The organism is Heyndrickxia vini (assembly GCF_016772275.1).
GTDB classification, from domain to species: domain Bacteria; phylum Bacillota; class Bacilli; order Bacillales; family Bacillaceae_C; genus Heyndrickxia; species Heyndrickxia vini.
Genome location: NZ_CP065425.1, coordinates 462,235 through 483,261 on the forward strand (window position 1 = coordinate 462,235; position 21,027 = coordinate 483,261).

At 36.8% G+C, this 21,027-nt stretch carries 16 protein-coding genes and 4 pseudogenes; 13 read left to right on the forward strand and 7 right to left on the reverse strand.

Annotated elements, in window-relative coordinates:
- Positions 1 to 204 precede the first annotated feature (204 nt).
- Complete coding sequence (locus tag I5776_RS02435) at positions 205 to 552, forward strand: PadR family transcriptional regulator (RefSeq protein WP_202778808.1); 348 nt, start codon at positions 205 to 207, stop codon at positions 550 to 552.
- Positions 539 to 1,537, forward strand: a complete 999-nt coding sequence (locus I5776_RS02440) for an HAAS signaling domain-containing protein (protein ID WP_202778809.1) — start codon at positions 539 to 541, stop codon at positions 1,535 to 1,537. The genes I5776_RS02435 and I5776_RS02440 overlap by 14 nt, the downstream gene beginning before the upstream one ends.
- A 61-nt stretch (positions 1,538 to 1,598) precedes the next feature.
- Here the strand turns inward: I5776_RS02440 and I5776_RS02445 are convergent.
- Positions 1,599 to 2,360 (reverse strand): annotated as a pseudogene (locus tag I5776_RS02445) (SDR family oxidoreductase).
- Positions 2,361 to 2,525: 165 nt separating this feature from the next.
- Here I5776_RS02445 and I5776_RS02450 point away from each other — a divergent pair.
- Positions 2,526 to 3,167 carry a TetR/AcrR family transcriptional regulator gene (locus tag I5776_RS02450; protein ID WP_202778810.1) on the forward strand — a complete coding sequence of 214 codons (642 nt, stop codon included), beginning with the start codon at positions 2,526 to 2,528 and terminating at the stop codon, positions 3,165 to 3,167.
- A gap of 224 nt (positions 3,168 to 3,391) precedes the next feature.
- Here I5776_RS02450 and I5776_RS02455 read toward each other — a convergent pair.
- The 3 pseudogenes from I5776_RS02455 to I5776_RS02465 all read right to left on the reverse strand — a co-directional run.
- Positions 3,392 to 3,994: pseudogene (locus I5776_RS02455) on the reverse strand (SDR family NAD(P)-dependent oxidoreductase); the annotation flags it as partial.
- Between the two features lie 217 nt (positions 3,995 to 4,211).
- A pseudogene (locus I5776_RS02460) lies at positions 4,212 to 5,380 on the reverse strand (IS256 family transposase).
- Positions 5,381 to 5,481: 101 nt separating this feature from the next.
- A pseudogene (locus I5776_RS02465) lies at positions 5,482 to 5,643 on the reverse strand (SDR family NAD(P)-dependent oxidoreductase); the annotation flags it as partial.
- Between the two features lie 129 nt (positions 5,644 to 5,772).
- On the opposite strand from I5776_RS02465, the gene I5776_RS02470 reads away from it, so the two are divergent.
- From I5776_RS02470 to I5776_RS02495, 6 genes are all read left to right on the forward strand, one after another.
- The gene (locus I5776_RS02470) at positions 5,773 to 7,026 is read left to right on the forward strand and encodes a helix-turn-helix domain-containing protein (protein ID WP_202778811.1); all 1,254 of its coding nucleotides are present in this window, start codon (positions 5,773 to 5,775) and stop codon (positions 7,024 to 7,026) included.
- 448 nt (positions 7,027 to 7,474) lie between these two features.
- Positions 7,475 to 8,335 carry a BglG family transcription antiterminator LicT gene (gene licT / locus I5776_RS02475; protein ID WP_202778812.1) on the forward strand — a complete coding sequence of 287 codons (861 nt, stop codon included), beginning with the start codon at positions 7,475 to 7,477 and terminating at the stop codon, positions 8,333 to 8,335.
- Between the two features lie 357 nt (positions 8,336 to 8,692).
- Complete coding sequence (locus I5776_RS02480; RefSeq protein ID WP_202778813.1) at positions 8,693 to 10,606, forward strand: beta-glucoside-specific PTS transporter subunit IIABC; 1,914 nt, start codon at positions 8,693 to 8,695, stop codon at positions 10,604 to 10,606.
- 80 nt (positions 10,607 to 10,686) lie between these two features.
- Positions 10,687 to 12,120 carry a 6-phospho-beta-glucosidase gene (locus I5776_RS02485; RefSeq protein WP_202778814.1) on the forward strand — a complete coding sequence of 478 codons (1,434 nt, stop codon included), beginning with the start codon at positions 10,687 to 10,689 and terminating at the stop codon, positions 12,118 to 12,120.
- A 186-nt stretch (positions 12,121 to 12,306) separates the two neighbouring features.
- Positions 12,307 to 13,749, forward strand: coding sequence for a glycoside hydrolase family 1 protein (locus I5776_RS02490; protein WP_202778815.1), 1,443 nt, complete (start codon positions 12,307 to 12,309; stop codon positions 13,747 to 13,749).
- An 87-nt stretch (positions 13,750 to 13,836) separates the two neighbouring features.
- Positions 13,837 to 14,901 (forward strand): lactonase family protein, encoded by a 1,065-nt coding sequence (locus I5776_RS02495; RefSeq protein ID WP_202778816.1) that lies wholly within the window; start codon positions 13,837 to 13,839, stop codon positions 14,899 to 14,901.
- 140 nt (positions 14,902 to 15,041) lie between these two features.
- Here I5776_RS02495 and I5776_RS02500 read toward each other — a convergent pair whose 3' ends face one another.
- Positions 15,042 to 15,623 carry an HAD hydrolase-like protein gene (locus I5776_RS02500; protein ID WP_202778817.1) on the reverse strand — a complete coding sequence of 194 codons (582 nt, stop codon included), beginning with the start codon at positions 15,621 to 15,623 and terminating at the stop codon, positions 15,042 to 15,044.
- Between the two features lie 186 nt (positions 15,624 to 15,809).
- On the reverse strand, positions 15,810 to 16,439 hold the full coding sequence (locus I5776_RS02505) for a TetR/AcrR family transcriptional regulator (RefSeq protein WP_202778818.1): 630 nt from the start codon (positions 16,437 to 16,439) through the stop codon (positions 15,810 to 15,812).
- 217 nt (positions 16,440 to 16,656) lie between these two features.
- On the opposite strand from I5776_RS02505, the gene I5776_RS02510 reads away from it, so the two are divergent.
- The 3 genes from I5776_RS02510 (at position 16,657) to I5776_RS02520 (ending at position 19,745) form a co-directional block, all read left to right on the forward strand.
- Positions 16,657 to 18,339 carry an FAD-dependent oxidoreductase gene (locus I5776_RS02510; RefSeq protein ID WP_202778819.1) on the forward strand — a complete coding sequence of 561 codons (1,683 nt, stop codon included), beginning with the start codon at positions 16,657 to 16,659 and terminating at the stop codon, positions 18,337 to 18,339.
- Positions 18,340 to 18,602: 263 nt separating this feature from the next.
- Positions 18,603 to 19,403 carry an AAA family ATPase gene (locus I5776_RS02515; protein ID WP_066234943.1) on the forward strand — a complete coding sequence of 267 codons (801 nt, stop codon included), beginning with the start codon at positions 18,603 to 18,605 and terminating at the stop codon, positions 19,401 to 19,403.
- 24 nt (positions 19,404 to 19,427) lie between these two features.
- Entirely contained in the window at positions 19,428 to 19,745 is a 318-nt protein-coding gene (locus I5776_RS02520; RefSeq protein WP_202778820.1) for a DUF3784 domain-containing protein, read from the forward strand.
- A gap of 70 nt (positions 19,746 to 19,815) precedes the next feature.
- Here the strand turns inward: I5776_RS02520 and I5776_RS02525 are convergent, their stop codons facing one another.
- Positions 19,816 to 20,178: an MmcQ/YjbR family DNA-binding protein gene (locus I5776_RS02525; protein ID WP_202778821.1), complete on the reverse strand. Its 363-nt coding sequence runs from the start codon at positions 20,176 to 20,178 to the stop codon at positions 19,816 to 19,818.
- Positions 20,179 to 20,477: 299 nt separating this feature from the next.
- Here I5776_RS02525 and I5776_RS02530 point away from each other — a divergent pair, with 299 nt between their 5' ends.
- The gene (locus I5776_RS02530; protein ID WP_202778822.1) at positions 20,478 to 20,990 is read left to right on the forward strand and encodes a DUF1648 domain-containing protein; all 513 of its coding nucleotides are present in this window, start codon (positions 20,478 to 20,480) and stop codon (positions 20,988 to 20,990) included.
- Positions 20,991 to 21,027: the final 37 nt, after the last annotated feature.

Below are 21,027 nucleotides of genomic sequence, written 5' to 3' on the forward strand. Positions count from 1 at the left end.
TGAAGCAACATTTTAGCGAAAGAAGTACCTCAAGCCAAGGAGGGTACCACTCCAAAAACACGCATAATATCTATATCTTTGGGGGAAATCAAACCTTTCGAAAAAATCACACAATTCAATTGCTATTGTAACAACAATAGTGTACGATACATAGTATAAGATAAATACTGTATGACATATAGTAAAACTAAATGAGGTGGGTGAATGAGTTCTTTATTAAATTCATTAATGACAGAGCTTAGGAGAGGAACATTGACACTAGCCGTGTTAAGTCAATTACGGACACCGCAATATGGATATTCACTTGTACAGTTATTGGAGGATTCGGGCATTGCCATTGATCAAAGTACATTATATCCATTGCTTCGCAGATTAGAAAAACAGGAGTTAGTGTCGAGCAGTTGGGATACATCTGAGAGTAGACCCCGTAAGTATTATGTTTTAAGTGACTATGGATTAGAGATCTTTATGCAATTAAAAAGAGAATGGATAAAGAATTCGAAAGAGCTCTATAGCTTATTAAAAGGGGAGGAAGACAATGAATCTGATTGACATTTATATTCATGAAGTGACTCGGAGGCTGCCTGAAAAAAATCGTGAGGATATTGCGCTTGAGCTACGATCGACAATTGAGGATATGTTGCCGGACGATTACAGTGAGAAAGATGTAAAGATGGTTCTAGAAAAGCTGGGAAATCCCGCAGTACTCGCAAGCAGATACCGTGATCAACCGATGCACCTCATTGGTCCACACTATTATGATGTATATATTACATTGTTAAAAATGATTTTGCCGATTGCCATGATGATTACATTAATCTCGAACATTGTCGATTATTTTATTCAATATAGCGGGGATGAAGCCCTCATTAATGTGTTCTTCCATATTTTCGGTGAAGGAGTATGGGGAATCATTGAAGCTGGTATTCAAGTCTTTTTCTGGTTAACACTTACTTTCGCAATTATTGAACGAACCGATAAAGGAAAAGAAGGTCAACCATTTACGAAAAGAAAGATGAAATGGAACCCGGATGATTTGAAAAACATTTCTTATATTCCGAAGAGAAAGGCAATCACGAAATGGGAAGTGTTTGGAAGTTTATTTTGGACCGCAATTTGGGGAACCGTTTATTTTTATGCAAATCAACTTGTAGGCGTATACCGAGGTGGCGAAGGCAGGCTGGATTTTATAAAACCTGCATTTAATCAAGATGTATTACTTCACTATGGCCCTCTTGTTTTCATTGTAATTGTGGCTGAAATCGCATTGGCTCTTTATAAATTAAATAAAGGACAGTGGACGAAAAAAACGGCGATATTCAATTTTGCTGTTCAATTGATTGGAACAATTGCCTTCATAGTCGTATTAGTACAGCCAAATTTATTAAACCAAGATTTCATTGTGTATATGTCTGATCTATTTACCATTTCATCTAATCAATTGGAAACGTGGATTGTTGGGGGAGGAAGTTTTATCTTTATTATATCTGCTGCAATTAATGTATATGATGGTTTTCGTAAGGCGAAAATTCGCTAAGTTTTTTTAAAATAAAATGCTTGGAGTCGTTGTGAACTGACTCCAAGCATTTTTGCATAAATTAAAACGCCGCAGTCCAGCCTGCATCTGCAGTAAGCACAGTGCCGTTAACAAAGCTTGATTCATCAGAAGCTTAGAAGAGGGCAACTTGCGCGATTTCTTCTGGTTTGCCTGTTCTCGGCATAACTGCTTGTACTGGCTTCGTACGACCAAAACCAAATTCATTGATGCTCTTCATTGAAGCAGCGATATTGGTTTCGACTCCACCCGGTGCGATGGCGTTACAACGAATGCCTTGGGTGGCATACATGTAGCCAGTATTTTTTGTAAGACCTACGACTGCATGTTTGGATGCACCGTATGTGGCACCTGCATGTGCACCGTTTAATCCGCCAGTAGAAGCAACGTTTACGATGACACCTTTTCCTTTTTCTAAAAAGATAGGGATCGCTTTGCGCATTGCACGCATAACACCTTTTGTATTCACATCAAATATTAAATCCCATCTTTCATCAGTAATGTCGCCGACAGGTTCAAATCCATCCATAATTCCGGCATTATTGACAAGAATATCTAACGTCCCATATTCATTAACGGCTGTATCAATCATGTTCTCGATATCTTGTAATTGTGCAACATTTGCTTTCACTGCTTTAGCGACACCATTATTGCTAGTAATGCCCTTTACAACTGCTTCTGCACCTTCTAAGTTAAGATCGGCAACAATGACTTTGGCACCTTCTTTTGCATACAATTCTGCAATGGCTTTTCCCATACCAGATGCGGCACCTGTCACAACGGCTACTTTTCCTTCAAGCTTCATCTCACTAGCCCCCTATATGGTTTTATCTTTTGTACACTTTAAGCTTAATGTTCTATAATGTGAGTATCAATATGCAAAAGGATCCCGAAATGTTGATAAACATACATAACATCATGGAATTGTTGAAAACGGGAAGAATAATAGACGTTTAGGTGGTGTTTTGTTATGAAAAATGATCGAAGAATTAGTAAATCAACGAAAGCGTTAAAGAATGCATTGATTACACTAATGGGAGAAAAGGATTTTAAAAAAATTTCAATCACCGACCTCGTTCAATCAGCGGATCTCAACAGAGGGACGTTCTATAAACACTACGAAACGAAAGAAGATCTATTAAATGAACTGATTGATGATGTAATGGAAGATCTCGTACATTCGTATAGAGAACCATACCTTCATACGGATACATTTACTATAGAAGAGCTTACAACGTCGACTGTGAAAATTTTTGAGCATGTCGAGTCATACTCAAAATTTTACACAATTATCATAAACTCAAATGTTTTACCAGGCTTTCATAATCGCATCTGTAATGTTTTAAAACAATTGGCACAATCTGATTTAGAAGTAGAAATAAGACCAAATGAAAGAATAAATGCCGAATTACTTGCTAGTTATAATGCTTATGCTATTTTTGGACTTATTGTTGAATGGGTAAATGGCGGGTTTAAATACACCCCTGCATATATGGCAGAACAACTAATCGAAATTTTGTCTAATCGTACAAATAAAATGACTATAAAGACTTCAATGATGGGGACGGGGCGTTTCCCATTGGATGGAATATTTGAAGGTAAGAATATGTAAGGGGTATCTTCATTGAGGAATCAAAATAAAGCATTACTTTTTACTTTACTAATGCTTTTTTCTTAAAAAAAACTCCAATCGCAAAAAACGGGCCGGTTTGTTGATTAATAACTTGTAAGAAAATGTTCCTTTTGTCGTCAAAGAGCGTGATTATGGAATAAGAAAGGACATTACATATTGTCATAGAAAATATGTAATGTCCTGTAAGTTATTTATATTTTAAATTATAATGTTAATCCACCATCTACAAGAACAATTGAACCAGTCATATAACTTGCTCTATCTGAAGCTAGGAAAGCTACCATTTCTGCGAGCTCTTTCGGATCAGCGTAACGGCCCATTCTCATATTGGAAACTTCGTCTGGCACGTAACCGCCTTTTGCAAATTGTGCTTCAACACCAGTTGTTAAAGCAGTTCTCACACCGCCGGGACAAAGGGCATTAATGCGGATTCCTTTTTTTGCATATTCCATTGCAGCGCCTTTTGTAAATCCTACTACTGCATGCTTACTCGCAGAATAAACAGCTACGCTATGTTCAGGACGAACCCCTGCAGTAGAAGCAGTATTAATAATAGAACCGCTTCCTTGTCCTTCCATTACTTTTAATACATATTTCATTCCAAGGAAGACTCCTTTTACATTAATAGCCATAATACGATCAAATTCGGACTCCTCTACTGAAGTGAATGGAGCGAATTTTTGAATAATACCTGCATTATTGAAAAATATATCAATGCGGCCATATGTTTCTACTGTCTTATTTACATAGTTTTGCACATCTTCGGTTTTTGAAACATCTGCTTGAACGAAGATTCCTTCGCCACCTAGTCAAGTCCTTAATATTGTGTAAAATCCTATACAATGTTTTCAACCTGTTATGATATTTGGGGTTAATCCTTCCCCTTTACATTTTTTTAGCGAAACTTCCATGGGTCTTTTACTCCATATCCAGTCAAGGGTGTCAAAGGTGGTTTTCCTTTGATAGCCTTGACTGGATATGGAATAATCCAAGAATGGAAGTTACCTTAAAAATGAAACATAGCTATCTCTTAATAGATTTTTGTTTTGAATATACGGTCTCTTGATAATGCATTAAAACAGCTCCAACTAACCGAAAAGCAGACTGTGTATTTGGAAAGATACGGATAACTCTTTCTCTTCGACGTACTTCTTGGTTTAAACGTTCAAGAGAATTTGTACTACGAATGTGGCATCGTATATCTTCCGGGTACTCCATGTATTGAATGGTATCTTCGAACCCTTCATCTAAAATAGAGAGTGCCTGTTTATACTTAGAATTTTCACCAAACTGATCCATCAGCTCCTCTTTACATTTCCGGGTGTCTTCGATAGTGACCGCTTCAAAAATACGCTTTATCATCATTCGAATATCGGCGGAGTCTTTTTTAGGTAGTCTTTCAATGATATTTCGTTTAAAATGTACGTTACACCTTTGCCAGCTAGTTCCAATGAATTCTCGTTGAATGGCTTTTTGTAGTCCTTGATGAGCATCTGAAATCACTAACTTTGGAGATTGAAGACCTCGTGATTTAAGTTGTTTAAAAAAATGGCTCCAACTCTCAAAACTTTCAGCGTGATCTACACTTAGACCAAGTATTTCACGCTTTTTGTGATCCGTAATAGCTGTGGCAATATAAACAGCTTTAGAGACTACACGGTTATGTTCTCTAACTTTTATATACATTGCATCCAAAAAAACAAATGGATAGTATGTTATATTTAAAAGTAGTTTTTACCTCAATCATTGACGATAGGATCAAGCTTCTGAGTAAGGGAAGAAACGAATGACTTCGAGATATTTTCGCCACAAAGTTGTTCTACTATGTGCGTAACCTTACGGGTAGAAACCCCATTGATAACCATCTCCAGCATAGAGAGAACTAAAGCCTGGTCGCACCGAGAATATTTTTCAAAAACGGAAGATGAAAACTCCCCATTTCGAGTTCTAGGCACTCTTAGTTTTATTTTACCGATACTCATGGTTAGTTCTCTTTCATAGTAGCCATTGCGGTAATCTAGACGTTCAGGAGAGCGTTCATAAGCGTCCGCATGTAAATAATCATCTCTTTCCTTTTCCATGTACTCATTTAAAACTAAAACAATCGCTGATTTAATAACTGCGTCAATATTGGAATTCAAAACAGATTCTTTTAAAAGATCCATATCTAGGTTAAACTGTAATTGGGTCATTTTATATTCCTCTTTTCATTGTTTATCGTCGTTGAAAACATTGTTTCCAAGAGGGATTAAAATGACTCTTTTCTTTTTACACAATTATATGGACTTAATCCGCCACCTTGTTCTTTTACTAAATTTAATGTTTCTTCCCCTGTTTCTTTATTGAAATCGACTAATGCAACAGTTGCACCCTCACTTGCAAGTTTTAAACTGCTCGCTCTTCCAATACCGCTTCCTGCTCCAGTGATAACAGCAATTTTATTTGATAATTCCATGTATATCTCCCCTTGTTTATTATTTAGTACATCAACTATTCTATCGCTTGTAATGTTAAATATATTGTATTATCTTACGATTAATAGTATTTATTTAATGGAATAAATTTGAAGGAGATAATGAAATAGATGGAGATAAACTTAGCAGACTTACAATATATATGTGAATTGTTTTATAAATCCCACCAAATATCCGTATATTTTATAAATCAATTTGGTGAATTTGAATATGAACTTTCGAAAAGTGATTTACGGGAAAACTCGTATTATGCGCCTATTAAGGAACAGATAAGTGTATACACGTATGAAGATGACCCAAATGATTTTCCTATTTTTTTTACCAATTCAAATTTGAACTTTTTCTTTATAAATCTAAAAAAATCCCAACTTTTTTTAGGTACAATTATTGTCGGACCGGTCCTTGAATCAAAAATATCTGATGAAGATATCAACAAAATTATGGACGCTTTTAAAGGGGGATTGAATAAAAGGAAACTTATTGAATACTATCAATCTGTGCCCATTATGGATAAGCAGCAACTGCTGGCGATTAGTTTATTAATGTATTATTTAATTTATCGAAAAAAATTAGATAAAACATTTGTCGTACAAAACAATCACGACTTGAACCCTGATTTGATAGAAGTAGCAGACCTAGATCTTGAGCTATCTAAAGGTAGAAGGAATTTTCTCTTTCATTCCAATCTTTCATATGAGAGGGTTGTGCTAGATTATGTCAAAAATGGACGCATCGATAAATTAAAAGATATTTTTGATTACTCCATTGTTGGTGAAGCAGAACTAGGCTTATTATCGAAGCGGAATCGATTAAGAAGTGAAAAAAATTTAATGATAACGGGAATTGCTCTAGTCTGCAGAGCAGCCATAGAAGGCGGATTAAATGATGAAACGGCATTTACATTAAGTGATTTCTATATTCAAAAACTAGAAGAACGAGGGAATCTAAAGGCAATATTAAAAGTGACCGAAGAAGCCATAAAAGATTTTACCAATCGAGTATATCAATTAAATGAAGCAAAATATTCTGCACCGATTATCGAATGTCAGCATTATATTTATAATCATCTTTATGGAAACATTACACTTGATAATCTTGCAGAACTGTGTTGTTTAAGCCCTAATTACTTATCCTCACTTTTTAAAAAGGAAGTAGGTATACCAATTAGCGAATATATACAACAGCAGCGAATAGAAGAAGCCAAAAAACTACTAGTTCTGACAAAACATCCGATATCTGATATCAGCACATGGCTAAATTTTAATGATCAAAGCTATTTTATAAAGGTATTTAAAAAATTCATTGGTATAACCCCAAGGCAGTTTAGAAGTGAGCATTCATCTGGACACAATTCTTCACGATGATAGCTTTAGAAAAATTCTACTAGGAAATAGTTCTGAGGTAATGTATTATTGACAGATATAAGGCAATATTGCTAAAATTAGAGCAAAGTATATACAACTTAAATATGGATTGTTACTGTTCGGCAGGCAAAACCTAAGTTTGTGAAGGGATATCTTTAATGGTATTCTTATTATCAAATTTAGGTTTTTTTGTTGAGGTAAGAAAGTACAAATTTTATTGTGTTAGCAGTAGTACAAAGTATCTGCAATGTCTAGCTCCAGCGCCTATCGACTAGCGTACTTCAGGACTCCTCCCTACGATAAGTCAACATCGATTCGCCCTTTTGGGCTCATCGTGTTTCCTTTATCTCAGTCGAAGTCCCTCCAGTCCGTACGTCGATGAGCAAGGCGCTTGTGCTTTTCTTATTGTTTTTGATTTAAAAATATTTTAATCAAGGGCGAGTGGGAAATGAAAATTAAAAAGATATTAAACAATAATGTCGTTATATCTGAAAACGAATGCAATCAGGAAATTGTCGTCATGGGCCGGGGACTGGCCTTTCAAAAAAAGGTCGGGGAAATCTTTGATTCTGCTAAAGTTGAGAAGACCTTTGTTTTGGAGACGCAAGGAATTTCAGAAAAGCTTGCAAGGTTATTGAGGGATACGTCTGAACTATATTTGAACATCGCTTCAAAAATTATGGACTACGCACAGTCTCATCTTCCTTACAAACTAGATGAATATTTATATGTTGCGTTGACTGATCACTTAAGCTTTGCGATTAGCAGATATAAACAAGGAATTCATTTAAAAAATCCATTGCAATGGGAAATTCGGAAATATTATAAGCAGGAGTATCAAATTGCACTAAAGGCGCTCGAGATTATTGAAAACGAGACAAACATAACATTAGGAGAGGACGAGGCTGCTTCAATTGCCCTTCATTTAGTTAATAGTCAGTTATCAGGCGAGAACATGGCGGCGGCTGTTCAAATTACTGAGATGGTAAATACAATTCTGAATATCGTAAAATATCATTTCAAAATGGAGTTAGACGAGAATTCAGTGAATTACGAACGGTTTTTAACCCATCTTCGCTTCTTTGCTGTTCGCTTTGTTCGCAAAGAAAAACTCGATGAGACCGTCGATCCGTTCTTTTTTGATCAAATTCAATTAAAGTATCCAAATGCTTTTGAATGTACGAAAAAAATCGCCGCTTATTTAAACAATCAATTTAATTGGGAATTAACAAAAGATGAAGAAGTTTATTTAACGGTGCACATCCATCGAGTTACAAACCGTCAAAAAATGAAGGAAGGATCCGATTAGGAAAAAGCCTAAAATACATTTTATGAAAGCGTTGACATCCATTGAAAGCGCTGTTACAATAAATTTAAATTAAATCATAAATTCTTTTAGGATTGTTACTGGTCATGCAGGCTAAACCTAAATTGCTCCGTCGCTGATTGACGTGTGCAATTTAGGTTTTTTATTTTTCAATGCTGTCCAGCGGCGAGCTTTTCTAATAAGGAGGCGGATCTTCATCCATACAAATTTAATAACTTCGTTTAGGAATGTAACCTCTTTGGGCATAACCTGAACTAATCTGAAAAGGCATATTTATGTGTATTCAGATTAGTTCAGGTTTTTTAGTTGAAAAATGATAACAGAAGGAAGGGTCATTTGATGAAATATGAACAACTAGCTAAAGACATTATTGAAAATGTTGGCGGCAAAGAAAATGTAAATAGTGTTGTCCATTGCATTACCCGTTTACGCTTTAAATTAAAAGATGAGGGGAAAGCAAATACAGAGGTTCTCAAAAATATGGAAGGCGTCGTTACGGTCATGAAAAGCGGTGGACAATATCAAGTGGTCATCGGCAATCATGTGCCTGATGTGTATAAAACAGTTGTAGAGATCGGCGGCTTTCAAAATCAATCACCAGTTGAAGAAGAGGGAGACAAGAAAAAGCAAGGCGTGTTTAATAGTTTCATCGACATCATTTCTGGTATCTTTACTCCGACATTAGGGGTATTAGCAGCAACAGGGATGATTAAAGGATTTAACTCCTTATTTGTCGCATTGGGCTGGATTAGTGATAAATCCGGAACGTATCAAATTCTAAATGCAGTTGGCGATGCCTTGTTCTACTTCTTCCCAATCTTCCTTGGCTATACTGCAATGAAAAAATTTGGGGGAAGTCATTTTATTGGAATGGCGATAGGGGCTGCGTTAGTCTATCCAACGCTATCGGGGTTAATGGCAGGTGATCCGTTATACACCTTATTTGCTGGAACGATGTTTGAATCACCAGTCCATATCACGTTTCTAGGTATTCCAGTCATATTAATGTCTTATTCTTCATCAGTAATTCCAATTATTATTTCAACCTTTGTTGCAGCGAAATTTGAAAAGTGGTTGAAAAAGGTTATTCCTGATGTTGTAAAAATGTTTTTAGTTCCATTTTTCACATTACTTATCATAGTTCCGCTTACATTCATTGTCATTGGACCAATTGCTACATGGGCAGGACAGCTTATCGGACAACTTACCCTTTGGTTAATTGGTTTAAGTCCAATTATTGCAGGGATTTTCCTTGGAGCATTCTGGCAAGTATTCGTTATCTTTGGTCTGCACTGGGGCCTTGTCCCGATTGCAATTAATAATATAATGGTCATGGGTCAAGATACAATCTTGTCATTAATTTTTGGAGCTACATTTGCACAAATTGGGGCAGTCCTTGCCATTATGCTTAAAACTAAAGATAAAAAATTAAAATCTTTAAGTATTCCAGCGTTTATTTCCGGTATTTTTGGTGTGACAGAGCCGGCGATATATGGTATTACGCTTCCAAGAAAAAGACCGTTTATCATTAGCTGTATCGCTTCTGCTATCGGCGGAGGAATTATCGGTGCCTTTAAGGTAAAGGGATATATTATGGGTGGTCTTGGCATATTTGCCTTCCCGAGCTTTATTCATCCAAAAGAAGGAATTACAATGGACCTTTGGGGGGCAGCCATCGGAGCTTTAGTAGCGTTCATTCTAGGTTATATTCTAACTGCCTTATTTGGCGGAAAAGAAAAAAAGCATGAAGAAGCTGTTGCACCGACGACGCCACAAAAACAAGCAACAGGTCATTTGAAAAATGAAATCATTTCAAGTCCATTTACTGGTGATGTTAAATCTTTATCTGAACTAAAAGACGCCGCATTTGCATCGGGCGCACTTGGAAAAGGTGTCGCGATTGAACCGTCAGAAGGTAAATTGGTTTCACCTGCTTCTGGTACGGTTTCAGCATTATTTCCAACCAACCATGCGATTGGGATTACAACCGATCAAGGTGCAGAAATTTTAATTCATATTGGAATGGATACTGTCCAGTTGGATGGGAAATATTTTTCCGCCCATACAACACAAGGTGCTCGCGTTGAAAAGGGGCAACTGCTTATTGAGTTTGATATAGACAAAATTAAAGAGGCGGGCTTCTTATTAACAACACCAGTAGTTGTGACAAACCATGAGCATTACCATTCAGTCTTAACGACTGAAAATCAGGTGAAAGCAGGCAACCGATTGATCGAGTTACAGGTTAAATAAGAAAATTAACACTTAGGGTTGTAATCTCTATAAGATTGCTTCCCCTTCTTAATACTATAAAAAGTAAAGGAGTTTTTATCATGACAAAAAATTCATTTCCTAAAGATTTTTTATGGGGGGGTGCCCTTGCTGCTAATCAAGTAGAAGGTGCCTATCTTGAAGGTGGTAAAGGATTGACAACAGTTGATCTTATGCCAACAGGAAAAAAACGATGGGATATTGCAATAGGGAATGTCGAATCCTTTGAACCTATGGAAGGTGAATTTTATCCTTCTCATGTAGCAATAGACTTTTATCACCGTTATAAAGAAGATATTGCTCTCTTTGCAGAAATGGGATTTAAAGCGTTGCGTGTGTCAATATCCTGGGCAAGAATTTTCCCAAATGGAGACGACCAAGAACCAAATGAAGCGGGATTGAAGTTCTATGATGACTTGTTTGATGAACTCTTAAAGCACGGAATTGAACCGGTAGTGACAATTGCCCATTTTGATGTACCTATTCACTTAGTTGAGGCGTATGGAAGCTGGAGAAATCGTAAATTGGTTGAGCTTTTTGAAACATATTCGAAAACAATTTTTAAGCGATATAAAAACAAAGTGAAATACTGGATGACGTTTAACGAGATTAATATGCTCCTTCACTTGCCGTTTATTGGAGCTGGACTTGTGTTTAATGAAGGGGATAACAAACTGCAAATTCAATATCAAGCAGCCCACCATCAACTCGTTGCCAGTGCTTTAGCGGTGAAAGCGTGCCATGAAATCATCCCGGATGCCAAAATTGGTTGTATGCTTGCTGCGGGAATGACCTATCCGTATACGTGTAACCCGGATGATGTTTATAAGGCGATGGAAAAAGATCGGGAGTCCTTTTTCTTCATTGATGTCCAGTCACGCGGTGAATATCCAGGGTATGCAAAGCGATTCTTTAAAGACAATGGATTGACCATTGAAATGGAACCTGGGGATGAAGAATTGTTGAAAAACGGTACCGTGGACTATATCGGTTTCAGCTATTATGGTAGCCGTGCCACAAGTACTGACCCGGAAATTTTAAAACAAATATCAAGTGGAAATGTGTTTGCCTCTGTTGAAAACCCTTATTTGGAAAAATCCGAATGGGGCTGGCCAATCGATGCGAAAGGATTTCGGATTACTGCTAATCAGTTGTATGACCGTTATCAAAAGCCATTGTTTGTGGTGGAAAACGGGCTTGGTGCAGCAGATGTAGTCACTGCTGAAGGAGAAGTTATTGATGACTATCGGATTGAGTACTTAAGGAAACACATTGCGGCAATGGGAGAGGCGATTCAGGACGGAGTAGAAATGATTGGCTACACTAGCTGGGGACCAATTGACATTGTCAGTGCTTCTACTGGAGAGATGAAAAAGCGCTACGGATATATTTATGTAGATCGTGATAATGAAGGAAACGGTAGCCTAAATCGAATGAAAAAGAAAAGCTTTGATTGGTATAAAAATGTCATTGCTACGAATGGTGAGAATCTTTAACCTTTGTCATTCATTTAAAGAAGGTTTATAATTAGTATAAATCGAATAATGAATTTTCAGGATTGTGACTGGTAAAGCAGGCAAAACCTAAGAAAGCATAGAATCTTGTTCAGGCAAGATAATTTCTTTCTTAGGTTTTTTGTTTTTATGTGGAACACTATATAAAAAAAATGAGGAGGAATAAAAATGGATACGAATGCTAAAAAATTTCCCGAATCTTTTTTATGGGGAGGAGCAACAGCGGCAAACCAATTGGAAGGTGGATTTCACGATGGAAATAAAGGAATGAATATTGCAGATGTGCTTCCGGGAGGAAAAGAACGTTTAACAATCCTACAGTCACCGGGATTTGACTTCCAAATCGATGAAAGTAAGTACAGTTATCCGAATCATGAGGCGATTGACTTTTACCATCGATACAAAGAAGATATCGCATTATTTGCTGAAATGGGCTTTAAAGCATATCGGATGTCCATTGCATGGACAAGAATTTTTCCAAATGGGGATGAATTAGAACCAAATGAAGAAGGATTGGCCTTCTATGATCGTGTTTTTGATGAGTTGCATAAATATGGTATTGAACCGGTTGTCACTATCTCCCATTATGAAATGCCCGTTAATTTAGTAAAAGAATATGGAGGCTGGAGAGATCGTAAGGTTGTTACATTCTTTGAAAGATACGTGAACGCTATTTTTACCCGTTATAAAAATAAAGTGAAATATTGGATGACGTTTAATGAAATCAATAGTGGTCTAATTATGCCGATTATGGGGTTGGGTTTTGCTATCCATAAGGAAGAGGACCGTTTCCAAGGGACATTCCAAGCTTATCATCATCAATTTGTTGCTAGCAGTATTGCAGTAAAAGCTTGTCATGAATTAATCCCAGATGCCAAAATTGGTTGTATGATTTTATTTGCACCTGTTTATTCTTATGACAGTAATCCGGAAAATGTGATGTATGCACTGCAAGAAGAGAACGTATTTAATTATTTTTGTGCAGATGTTCAAGTACGTGGTGAATATCCAACATTTATTAAACGTTATTTCAAGGAGCATAATATTAACTTAGATATTCGTGAAGGCGATCTTGAACTGATTAAAAAGCATACAGTAGACTATATCGGTTTTAGTTACTACATGTCCCGGACCGAGAAGAAAGACAAGGGGACACAAGAAAATATACAAGGTAATATTATGTCGGGAGTAAAAAATCCATTTTTAAAAGCGAGTGATTGGGGTTGGGAAATTGATCCAATCGGATTAAGAATATCATTAAATAAACTATATGGAAGATATCAAGTACCCTTATTCGTTGTTGAAAATGGGTTAGGAGCGTATGATAAAGTAGAGGAAGATGGCTCTATTAATGATGACTACCGAATTGATTATATCCGTGAACATATTCATGCAATGGGTGAAGCCGTTGAAGATGGTGTAGAGTTAATGGGATATACTAGCTGGGGATGTATTGATTTGGTAAGTGCTTCAACTGGAGAATTCGAAAAGCGCTATGGTTTCATCTATGTTGACAAGCATGATGATGGAAGCGGAACATTAGAGCGCAAGAAGAAAAAATCTTTCTATTGGTACAAAGATGTTATTGCATCAAATGGTGAAAAGTTATAAATTTGCCTAAACGGATGTTTTAAAAGGGGGGGATTTCAATGAAGTCCCCCTTCTTACTTCTAAAATCTTGTGAAAAGGAGAATCCAAATGAGTAAATCGAGCAGTTCTTTGACTGGTTATGTTGGTACGTATACAAAAGGTGATAGTGTTGGTATTTACAAATTTTCTTTAGATACTGAACAACCGGAGATTAAAGATGTACAGGTAGCTGCCAAACTGGGCAACCCTACATATTTGACCATTAGTGAGGATAATCGGTATCTCTATTCTGTTATCAAAGATGGAGAGTCAGGTGGTGTAGCCGCTTACTCTATTTCAGGTGAAACAGGTGAATTAACATACCTAAACAGTCAGCTAACTGAAGGGGCCTCTCCTTGCCATGTTAGTGTTGATAATGAAAATAATCATGTAGTTACAGCCAATTATCATAAAGGAACAGTTGAATTGTATGAAGTAAACAGTGAAAATGGCATGGTTGCTCCGGCATCATCAACCATTCAACATGAAGGATCCGGTCCTAATAAAGAAAGGCAAGAAAAACCACATGTCCATTATTCGGGTTTTACACCTGAAGGAAAGTACATTGCTGTAATTGATTTAGGAATCGACAAATTAATTACATATGCAAACAATGATGGTGTACTGGAAGAAGTGAGCTGTTTATCTCTAACTCCGGGAAGTGGACCGAGACATCTCGAGTTTCATCCAAATGGAAAACACGCCTATCTAATGACTGAGCTTAGTTCAGAAGTGATAACTTTATCTTATGATAGTGAAAATGGCACCTTTGAGGAGATTCAATCCTTATCTACGATTCCGGCTGACTTTACGGAAAACAATCAGGGCAGTGCAATCCATGTCACAACTGATGGCCGTTTTGTCTATGTTTCTAATAGAGGACATAATAGCATTGCCGTCTTTAGTGTCAACCAAGAATCAGGGGAACTGACATTTATTGAGCACACATCTACTGAAGGGGATTGGCCTAGGGATTTTGAGTTAGATCCATCTGAACGATTTGTAGTGGCTTCTAATCAGGAGTCAGGGAATTTGGTGTTATATACAAGAGATGAAACTACAGGAAAGTTAACGCTTATCCAATCCGATATTTCCGTTCCTTTTCCCGTGTGTGTGAAGTTTTTGAATGATTGATTGAAAGTATGTGTTGTGGCCAGAATAGCCTCGGCATTCGTATGTAAATTCCTACTAAATAGCTCAGAGTCAATAATGGCTCTGAGCTTATTTGGGGTTTAAGTTTGTGCAATTTCCTACATTATCGGAACTACTTTATGTCAGCTTTTTACTTTTTCGCTCGTAAAATCGATCGTAAAAAATTCCGAGTAATCCCGTAAATGATAATCGGCTACTTTACTTTGACCTTGAAAAATGCACGTTGAAATTCCTAATTCCTTTGCGGGCAATAAGTCTAATTCTCTGTCCCCAATAGCTAAATCGATTTTGTGCTTTGAATGTAAATGAATATATGCTGCCGCGTTAGGTTTACGGGGAAATCCATCGTCGATAGTAACCATTTCAACAAAGTATTTGCTCCATCCATAATATTCTAAAATGGCTAAAACGCCTTTCCTATGCTTATGTGTCATAATTACATTTTTATTTGCAAATTTTAAGATCTCCTCTACATGTTCAAAAGGTTTACTATCTTTAGGTAATAATTGTTTCCTTAAATGATTAATTTCTTCCTCTTGAGCAGGCGAAATATTGTAATATTCAAGTGCATGGGAATACGAAATTTTTAACTTTTCGTAGATTTCTTGTTTATCCACCGAATCACCTAAAACGTGAGAAAGGATCTTTGTATACCCAGGATATGTATCAAATAATGTTCCGTCAAAGTCCCACAAAATATTCAATTTAACCACCCTTTTTCTAATTATATTAGTATAAGTTCGCCAAACGATCCTAAACTCCTTCATTAGCAAATTCACTCGATAGAAGAACAGGGTTTATCTAAGTATCCATAATCTGTGAGTTTAGACCAAACAAACTTAAACAGGTATCTAAGATGTAGGCTAGCCTTTTGAAAAAAAGCACTTTCCCTATTGTAAAAAAGTAGGGGGGGAATGACCCTTTGTTGATATAAATGACTCAGCTGGATAATAGTCGATAATTTTTACAAGTTGTTTTGCCATATAGTCGGGGTGCGGTTCAAGTCCATTTTTTATCCAGTCTAATATCAAACCTAAAATACCATTGGCATAAAAAGTTGTATAAAGGTTGTTATCCAAATTAGGATCTTGTGGTGTTAATAGAGTAATGTCTTTTTTGATGAACTTTGCAATAGAGTGTAAAAAGGATTCCTCAAATCCAGGGATTGATTGAAATTTCCCCCATAGTTTATAGAAATCTTTATTTTCCATAATGTGATCAAATACGATGATATCTGATGAGGATAAAGAGTTTAAATGAATCATATTTTTCCTTTTGTAAGGATGTTTGAAGGTTTCTACGAGCGCTGTTGTTTTGTCAGTAATCATTTCTTCGGCCAATTCTTCTTTAAAGTTGTAGTGACGATAGAAGGTTGCACGGTTATAATCGGCACGGTTCACGATGTCTGTCACAGTAATTTGTTCATAGTTTTTTTCCTCCATTAATCTAATAAAAGCCTGTTTTAATTGCAATTTGGTTCTGCGCACCCGTTTATCCAAATTTTTATCCGTGTGTATCATGTGATTCCCTCCTAAACATTTAATTATTTTAAACATATTTATGATATCTGTTGTTTATCAATACAACATGAAGTAATTTACTGATTGAATGATTTTACTGAAGGAAACTATAGTTGTAGCAAGGGATTATATAGCAAATGCAATTTTTTTGAATTTTCCCTACCTTTAATTAATAGTGTATCATATTTTAAATATTTCAGTGAGGGGGCTTGGGCTAATGGATAAACAGTGGGATTCCAGCTTTGATGTTGTAGTCGTTGGTTCTGGAGCAGGTGGATTAACCGCAGCATTAACTGCAAAGCTACACGGTCTTTCAGCTATTGTTGTAGAAAAAACGGAGCTTTTTGGCGGCTCGACGTCTAAATCGGGTGGCACGGTGTGGGTACCAAATAACTTCTATTTAGAAGATGCCGGTGTAGGTGATTCGTATGAACAGGCAAGTGCATATCTGGATGCAACCGTGGGTGATCGGGTACCTCAATATTTAAAGGATGCGTACTTGGTAAGAGGTCCCGAGATGATAAAATACCTCCATGAAAATACGGAACATGTCAGATGGGAATATACCCCTGGGTATTCAGATTATTATCCGGAGTTGCCTGGCGGAAAACCTAGTGGGCGGGCAATCGAAGCCCAACTTTTCAACCTTCATAAACTGGGCAAGGATGAAAAAAGTATGCGTAAATCTGGGCTCCCAACGAAGGGAATGGTATTGAAGTCAAGCGAATTTCATAAAGTAAATATGATTACGCGGACATGGATTGGGAAAAAGACGTCATTGAAAGTAGGCATGCGTCTTATTCGTACGAAGCTAAGTTCTTATAATCCGGCTACACTTGGTGAGGCACTCGTTGCCCGGTTATATGCTTCACTTAAAGAGGCGGGTGGGAAGGTTTGGCTATCTACTCCATTTCACGATCTTGTATATGAAAATAATCGTGTTACTGGCATTATTGCCGAACAAAATGGAAGAAAAATAAATATAGAAGCCCGTCATGGTGTCATTTTTGCATCAGGTGGATTTTCGCACAATCAGAAGCTCAGAGAAAAGTATTTACCCCAACCATCCGAAACGGAGTGGACATTATCCTCTGAGGGACAAACGGGCGATGTTATTGGTGCTAGTCGTAAATTAGGAGCAAAATTGGACTTGATGGATAAGATGTGGGGAACACCAACATCAATCCCTCCAGGTTCCCCCGCATTTATGCCTGTGGCAGAACGGGCAACTCCGGGGTTAATTATTGTAAATAGTGAAGGGGAACGTTATTTAAATGAATCGGTTCCTTATCATGAGTTTGTAGATAAAATGTACGAAAATAATAAAGGTAGTGCAACAACAATCCCATCTTGGATGATTTTTGATCATACGGTGAAAAAGCGGTATCTCGTTTTTGGCATCATGCCCGGTCAAGCATTCCCAAAAACTTGGATTGAAACAGGTTATACGAAAGTGGCGGAAACGCCAGAAGATTTAGCAGAAAAAATCGGTGTACCACCAAAGAAACTAGCAGCAACTATTGCTCGATTTAATAAGCTCGCTAAGGATGGACACGACCAAGATTTCCAACGTGGTGTAAGTGCTTACGACCGCTATTATGGTGACCCAACGTTAAACAATCCTAATTTAGCCCCGCTGGAAAAAGCACCATTCTATGCGATTCCCATTTATCCTGGGGACATTGGGACAAAAGGTGGGCTAGTCACGGATAACCTTGCAAGAGTCCTTCATGAAAACGGACAGCATATCCAAGGCTTGTACGCTACTGGAAATTGTGCTGCAGCTGTGATGGGAGAAACTTATCCAGGACCTGGTGCAACAATAGGACCGGCGATGGTGTTCGGTTATATCGCAGCAAGTGAGATGGCTGCAGTAGCAGCAAGACTTAAAGAAGCATAGAAAGTTCACTGTAACATGTATTTTTTATTGAAGTATCTCTTTGAGGAGATACTTTTTTTGCTTAAGTAAATTTTAAAAATGTGGGTGTGAATTCTACCTTTCTAATTTGATTGAATCATATTTAGAATATTTTCCTATTGCACTTTAGGTGGAGAGGACTGGCTCAACTACATTATTTCAACATCCATTCATAATTTTTACAAGAGTGGTAAAATGATGTTAGTATTATATATATTCATGTTACCAAAGGAAGGTTTACCCATATGATATATTTAAAAAGTTTCAAACTTTCCCCCCATACAGTCAATAATCCAAATGCATATCCATACAACGTGTTCAAAAATATATCTGAAGAAGTGTTTGTTTTTAATAATATTACGGTTTTGTATGGGAATAACGGTTCCGGCAAGTCCACATTACTAAATATAATAGCAAACAAGCTGGATATTACGGGGGCTGAGGAATTTACAAATCGTGATTACCCGTTAGATTACATGTTGAATTGTTCATATAGCTTAGGGGAAAATCAGGGTGATGGGGAGTCAAGCCAATTACCTCCTAATAGTCTGTATATCAAAAGCGAAGATATTTTATATGAAATCAAGAAGATTCAGCAAGAGGCAGTTCTTAAGGAAGGTTATCTGTACCAACACGCTAAATTGGGGTACACTAAGGAACATTTGGAGAAGTTGAAAGAGTCCTCGCAAATGTACAAACAAATCGAAATTATGAAGTTTGCCAATGAGAAGTATTCTAACGGAGAGACATCCATGCAGATATTCGATGAGTATCTTGTCCCGAATGGATTATACCTACTCGATGAACCCGAAACATCTCTTTCACCAACAAATCAAATTCAGTTGGCGGAAGAAATCAATAAACTAGTAAGATTCTTTAACTGTCAGTTTATTATAGCGACTCATTCTCCATTTATGTTGGGGACACTAGATGCAAAGATTTATAATCTTGACGCTCCCTTTTTGCGAACGAGTAGATGGTCTGAACTTGAAAATGTAAGATTTTTTTACGACTTTTTCAAAGAACGTAAAAATGAATTTGAATAATTGGCTAAAAAGGAGGTAACTGGTTTGGGAGTTGCTATTCTTATTATTTTAATCCCCTTTTTAACTTTCGCTATCATTCTATCAAAAGGAAAAGGAGCATTTTTAATTGCAGGTTATAATACAAAGTCTGACAGTGAAAAGGCTCTATATGATGAAGTAGCTTTGTGCAAATTTATGGGGAAAACCATGTATGGTATTAGCTTTAGCATATTATTATTCGCATTGAGTGAGATGTGGGATAAACAAGTTTTATTTATTATAGGTCTTATTTTAATTTTAACTATTATTATTTTTGCATTGGTGTATACAAATACAGGAAATAGATTTAAAAAGAAGGTTTAAAGATCGGGACATTCATTTAATAGTAGAAAATATTGCATTAAATGGATTCAATAATTTTTAATCGTATTTCTTAATTAACTTTATGCAGTTTAATCCATTCCTTTACCAAGCGCTTTGGGGCAGCGCGCAGATAAGCTTCCTGAATAAGTTCTTTCAGTTCGGCCCAATTTTCATCACTTGGGCTTTGAATAGATACCCAGCCGTGACGGCCAATATAAGGTGTTTTGAGGAACTGCTCTTTCTGCAGCAACCATTCCTGCGTTTCCAGATCTGACTTAAATGATAATCCAGTTCTTTCACTTAATCTAACGAAGGATTTTCCATTGACTTGAAAAGTAGTGTGTCCGAATCCATCGATATGCTCCATGGCCTCAGGAAGGGCTAGACAGATATTGCGCGCATGTTCAAGGATTATCTCCATCTGTGATTTCATACTCTCATTCACCTCCAATTATCTTATGTAGAACCATTCCATTAAGAATATATGTTCGAGTTAAATATAGCAAATAACCGAACCTATTTTCAATGAAAATAATTAAAAGTTAAGAAAAACCTTAAAGAAACTAAAGAAGGATAACTTTCATGTTGTGTAGAAGTAGTAGTCTGATTGTTAATTGACCGGAGTTATTTTTTCAAATTCCGGAAATTCCACAAAAATAAATTTCATACAAATATAGATAACTAAACATTCTATTTCGTAGTAAAACGTTAAGATAGGGGAGGGAGACATCGATGTCAAACCAATGGAAACGACCAAAGTTAACGATTGCAAAGACAAAAAGTGAATGGGTATGGGATATTATTGGCTATTTATTTTATCTTGGATCGATTGCCCTGTTGATCATTGTTTGGAATAAGATTCCGTCTGAAGTTCCGGCACATTATAATGCGGTAGGCGATGTAGATCGCTGGGGGTCAAAAATGGAACTTCTCATTTTGCCGTTTGTTGGAGCCTTCATTTTACTTTTTATGCAAGTACTTGAGAAATTTCCTGAGGTTCATAATTATCCAAGCAGGTTGAACGAATCGAACGCAGAGCAATTTTATTTACATAGCCGAAAGCTTTTAAATCAAATCAAAAATATTTGTTTGATACTCTTTTCGCTAATCCTTGTGGAATCCATTTCAATTGCAAATGACTGGTGGGAAGGCGGTTTTGGGATATGGTTTCTGCCGATAACAATTTTAGGAACGGGGATTCCGATTGTATTAGGGATTATAAAGCAAAGGAAGATTGGAAGGTAGGGGAAGATTGGAAGTAAACCGAATACGATTAAACGGC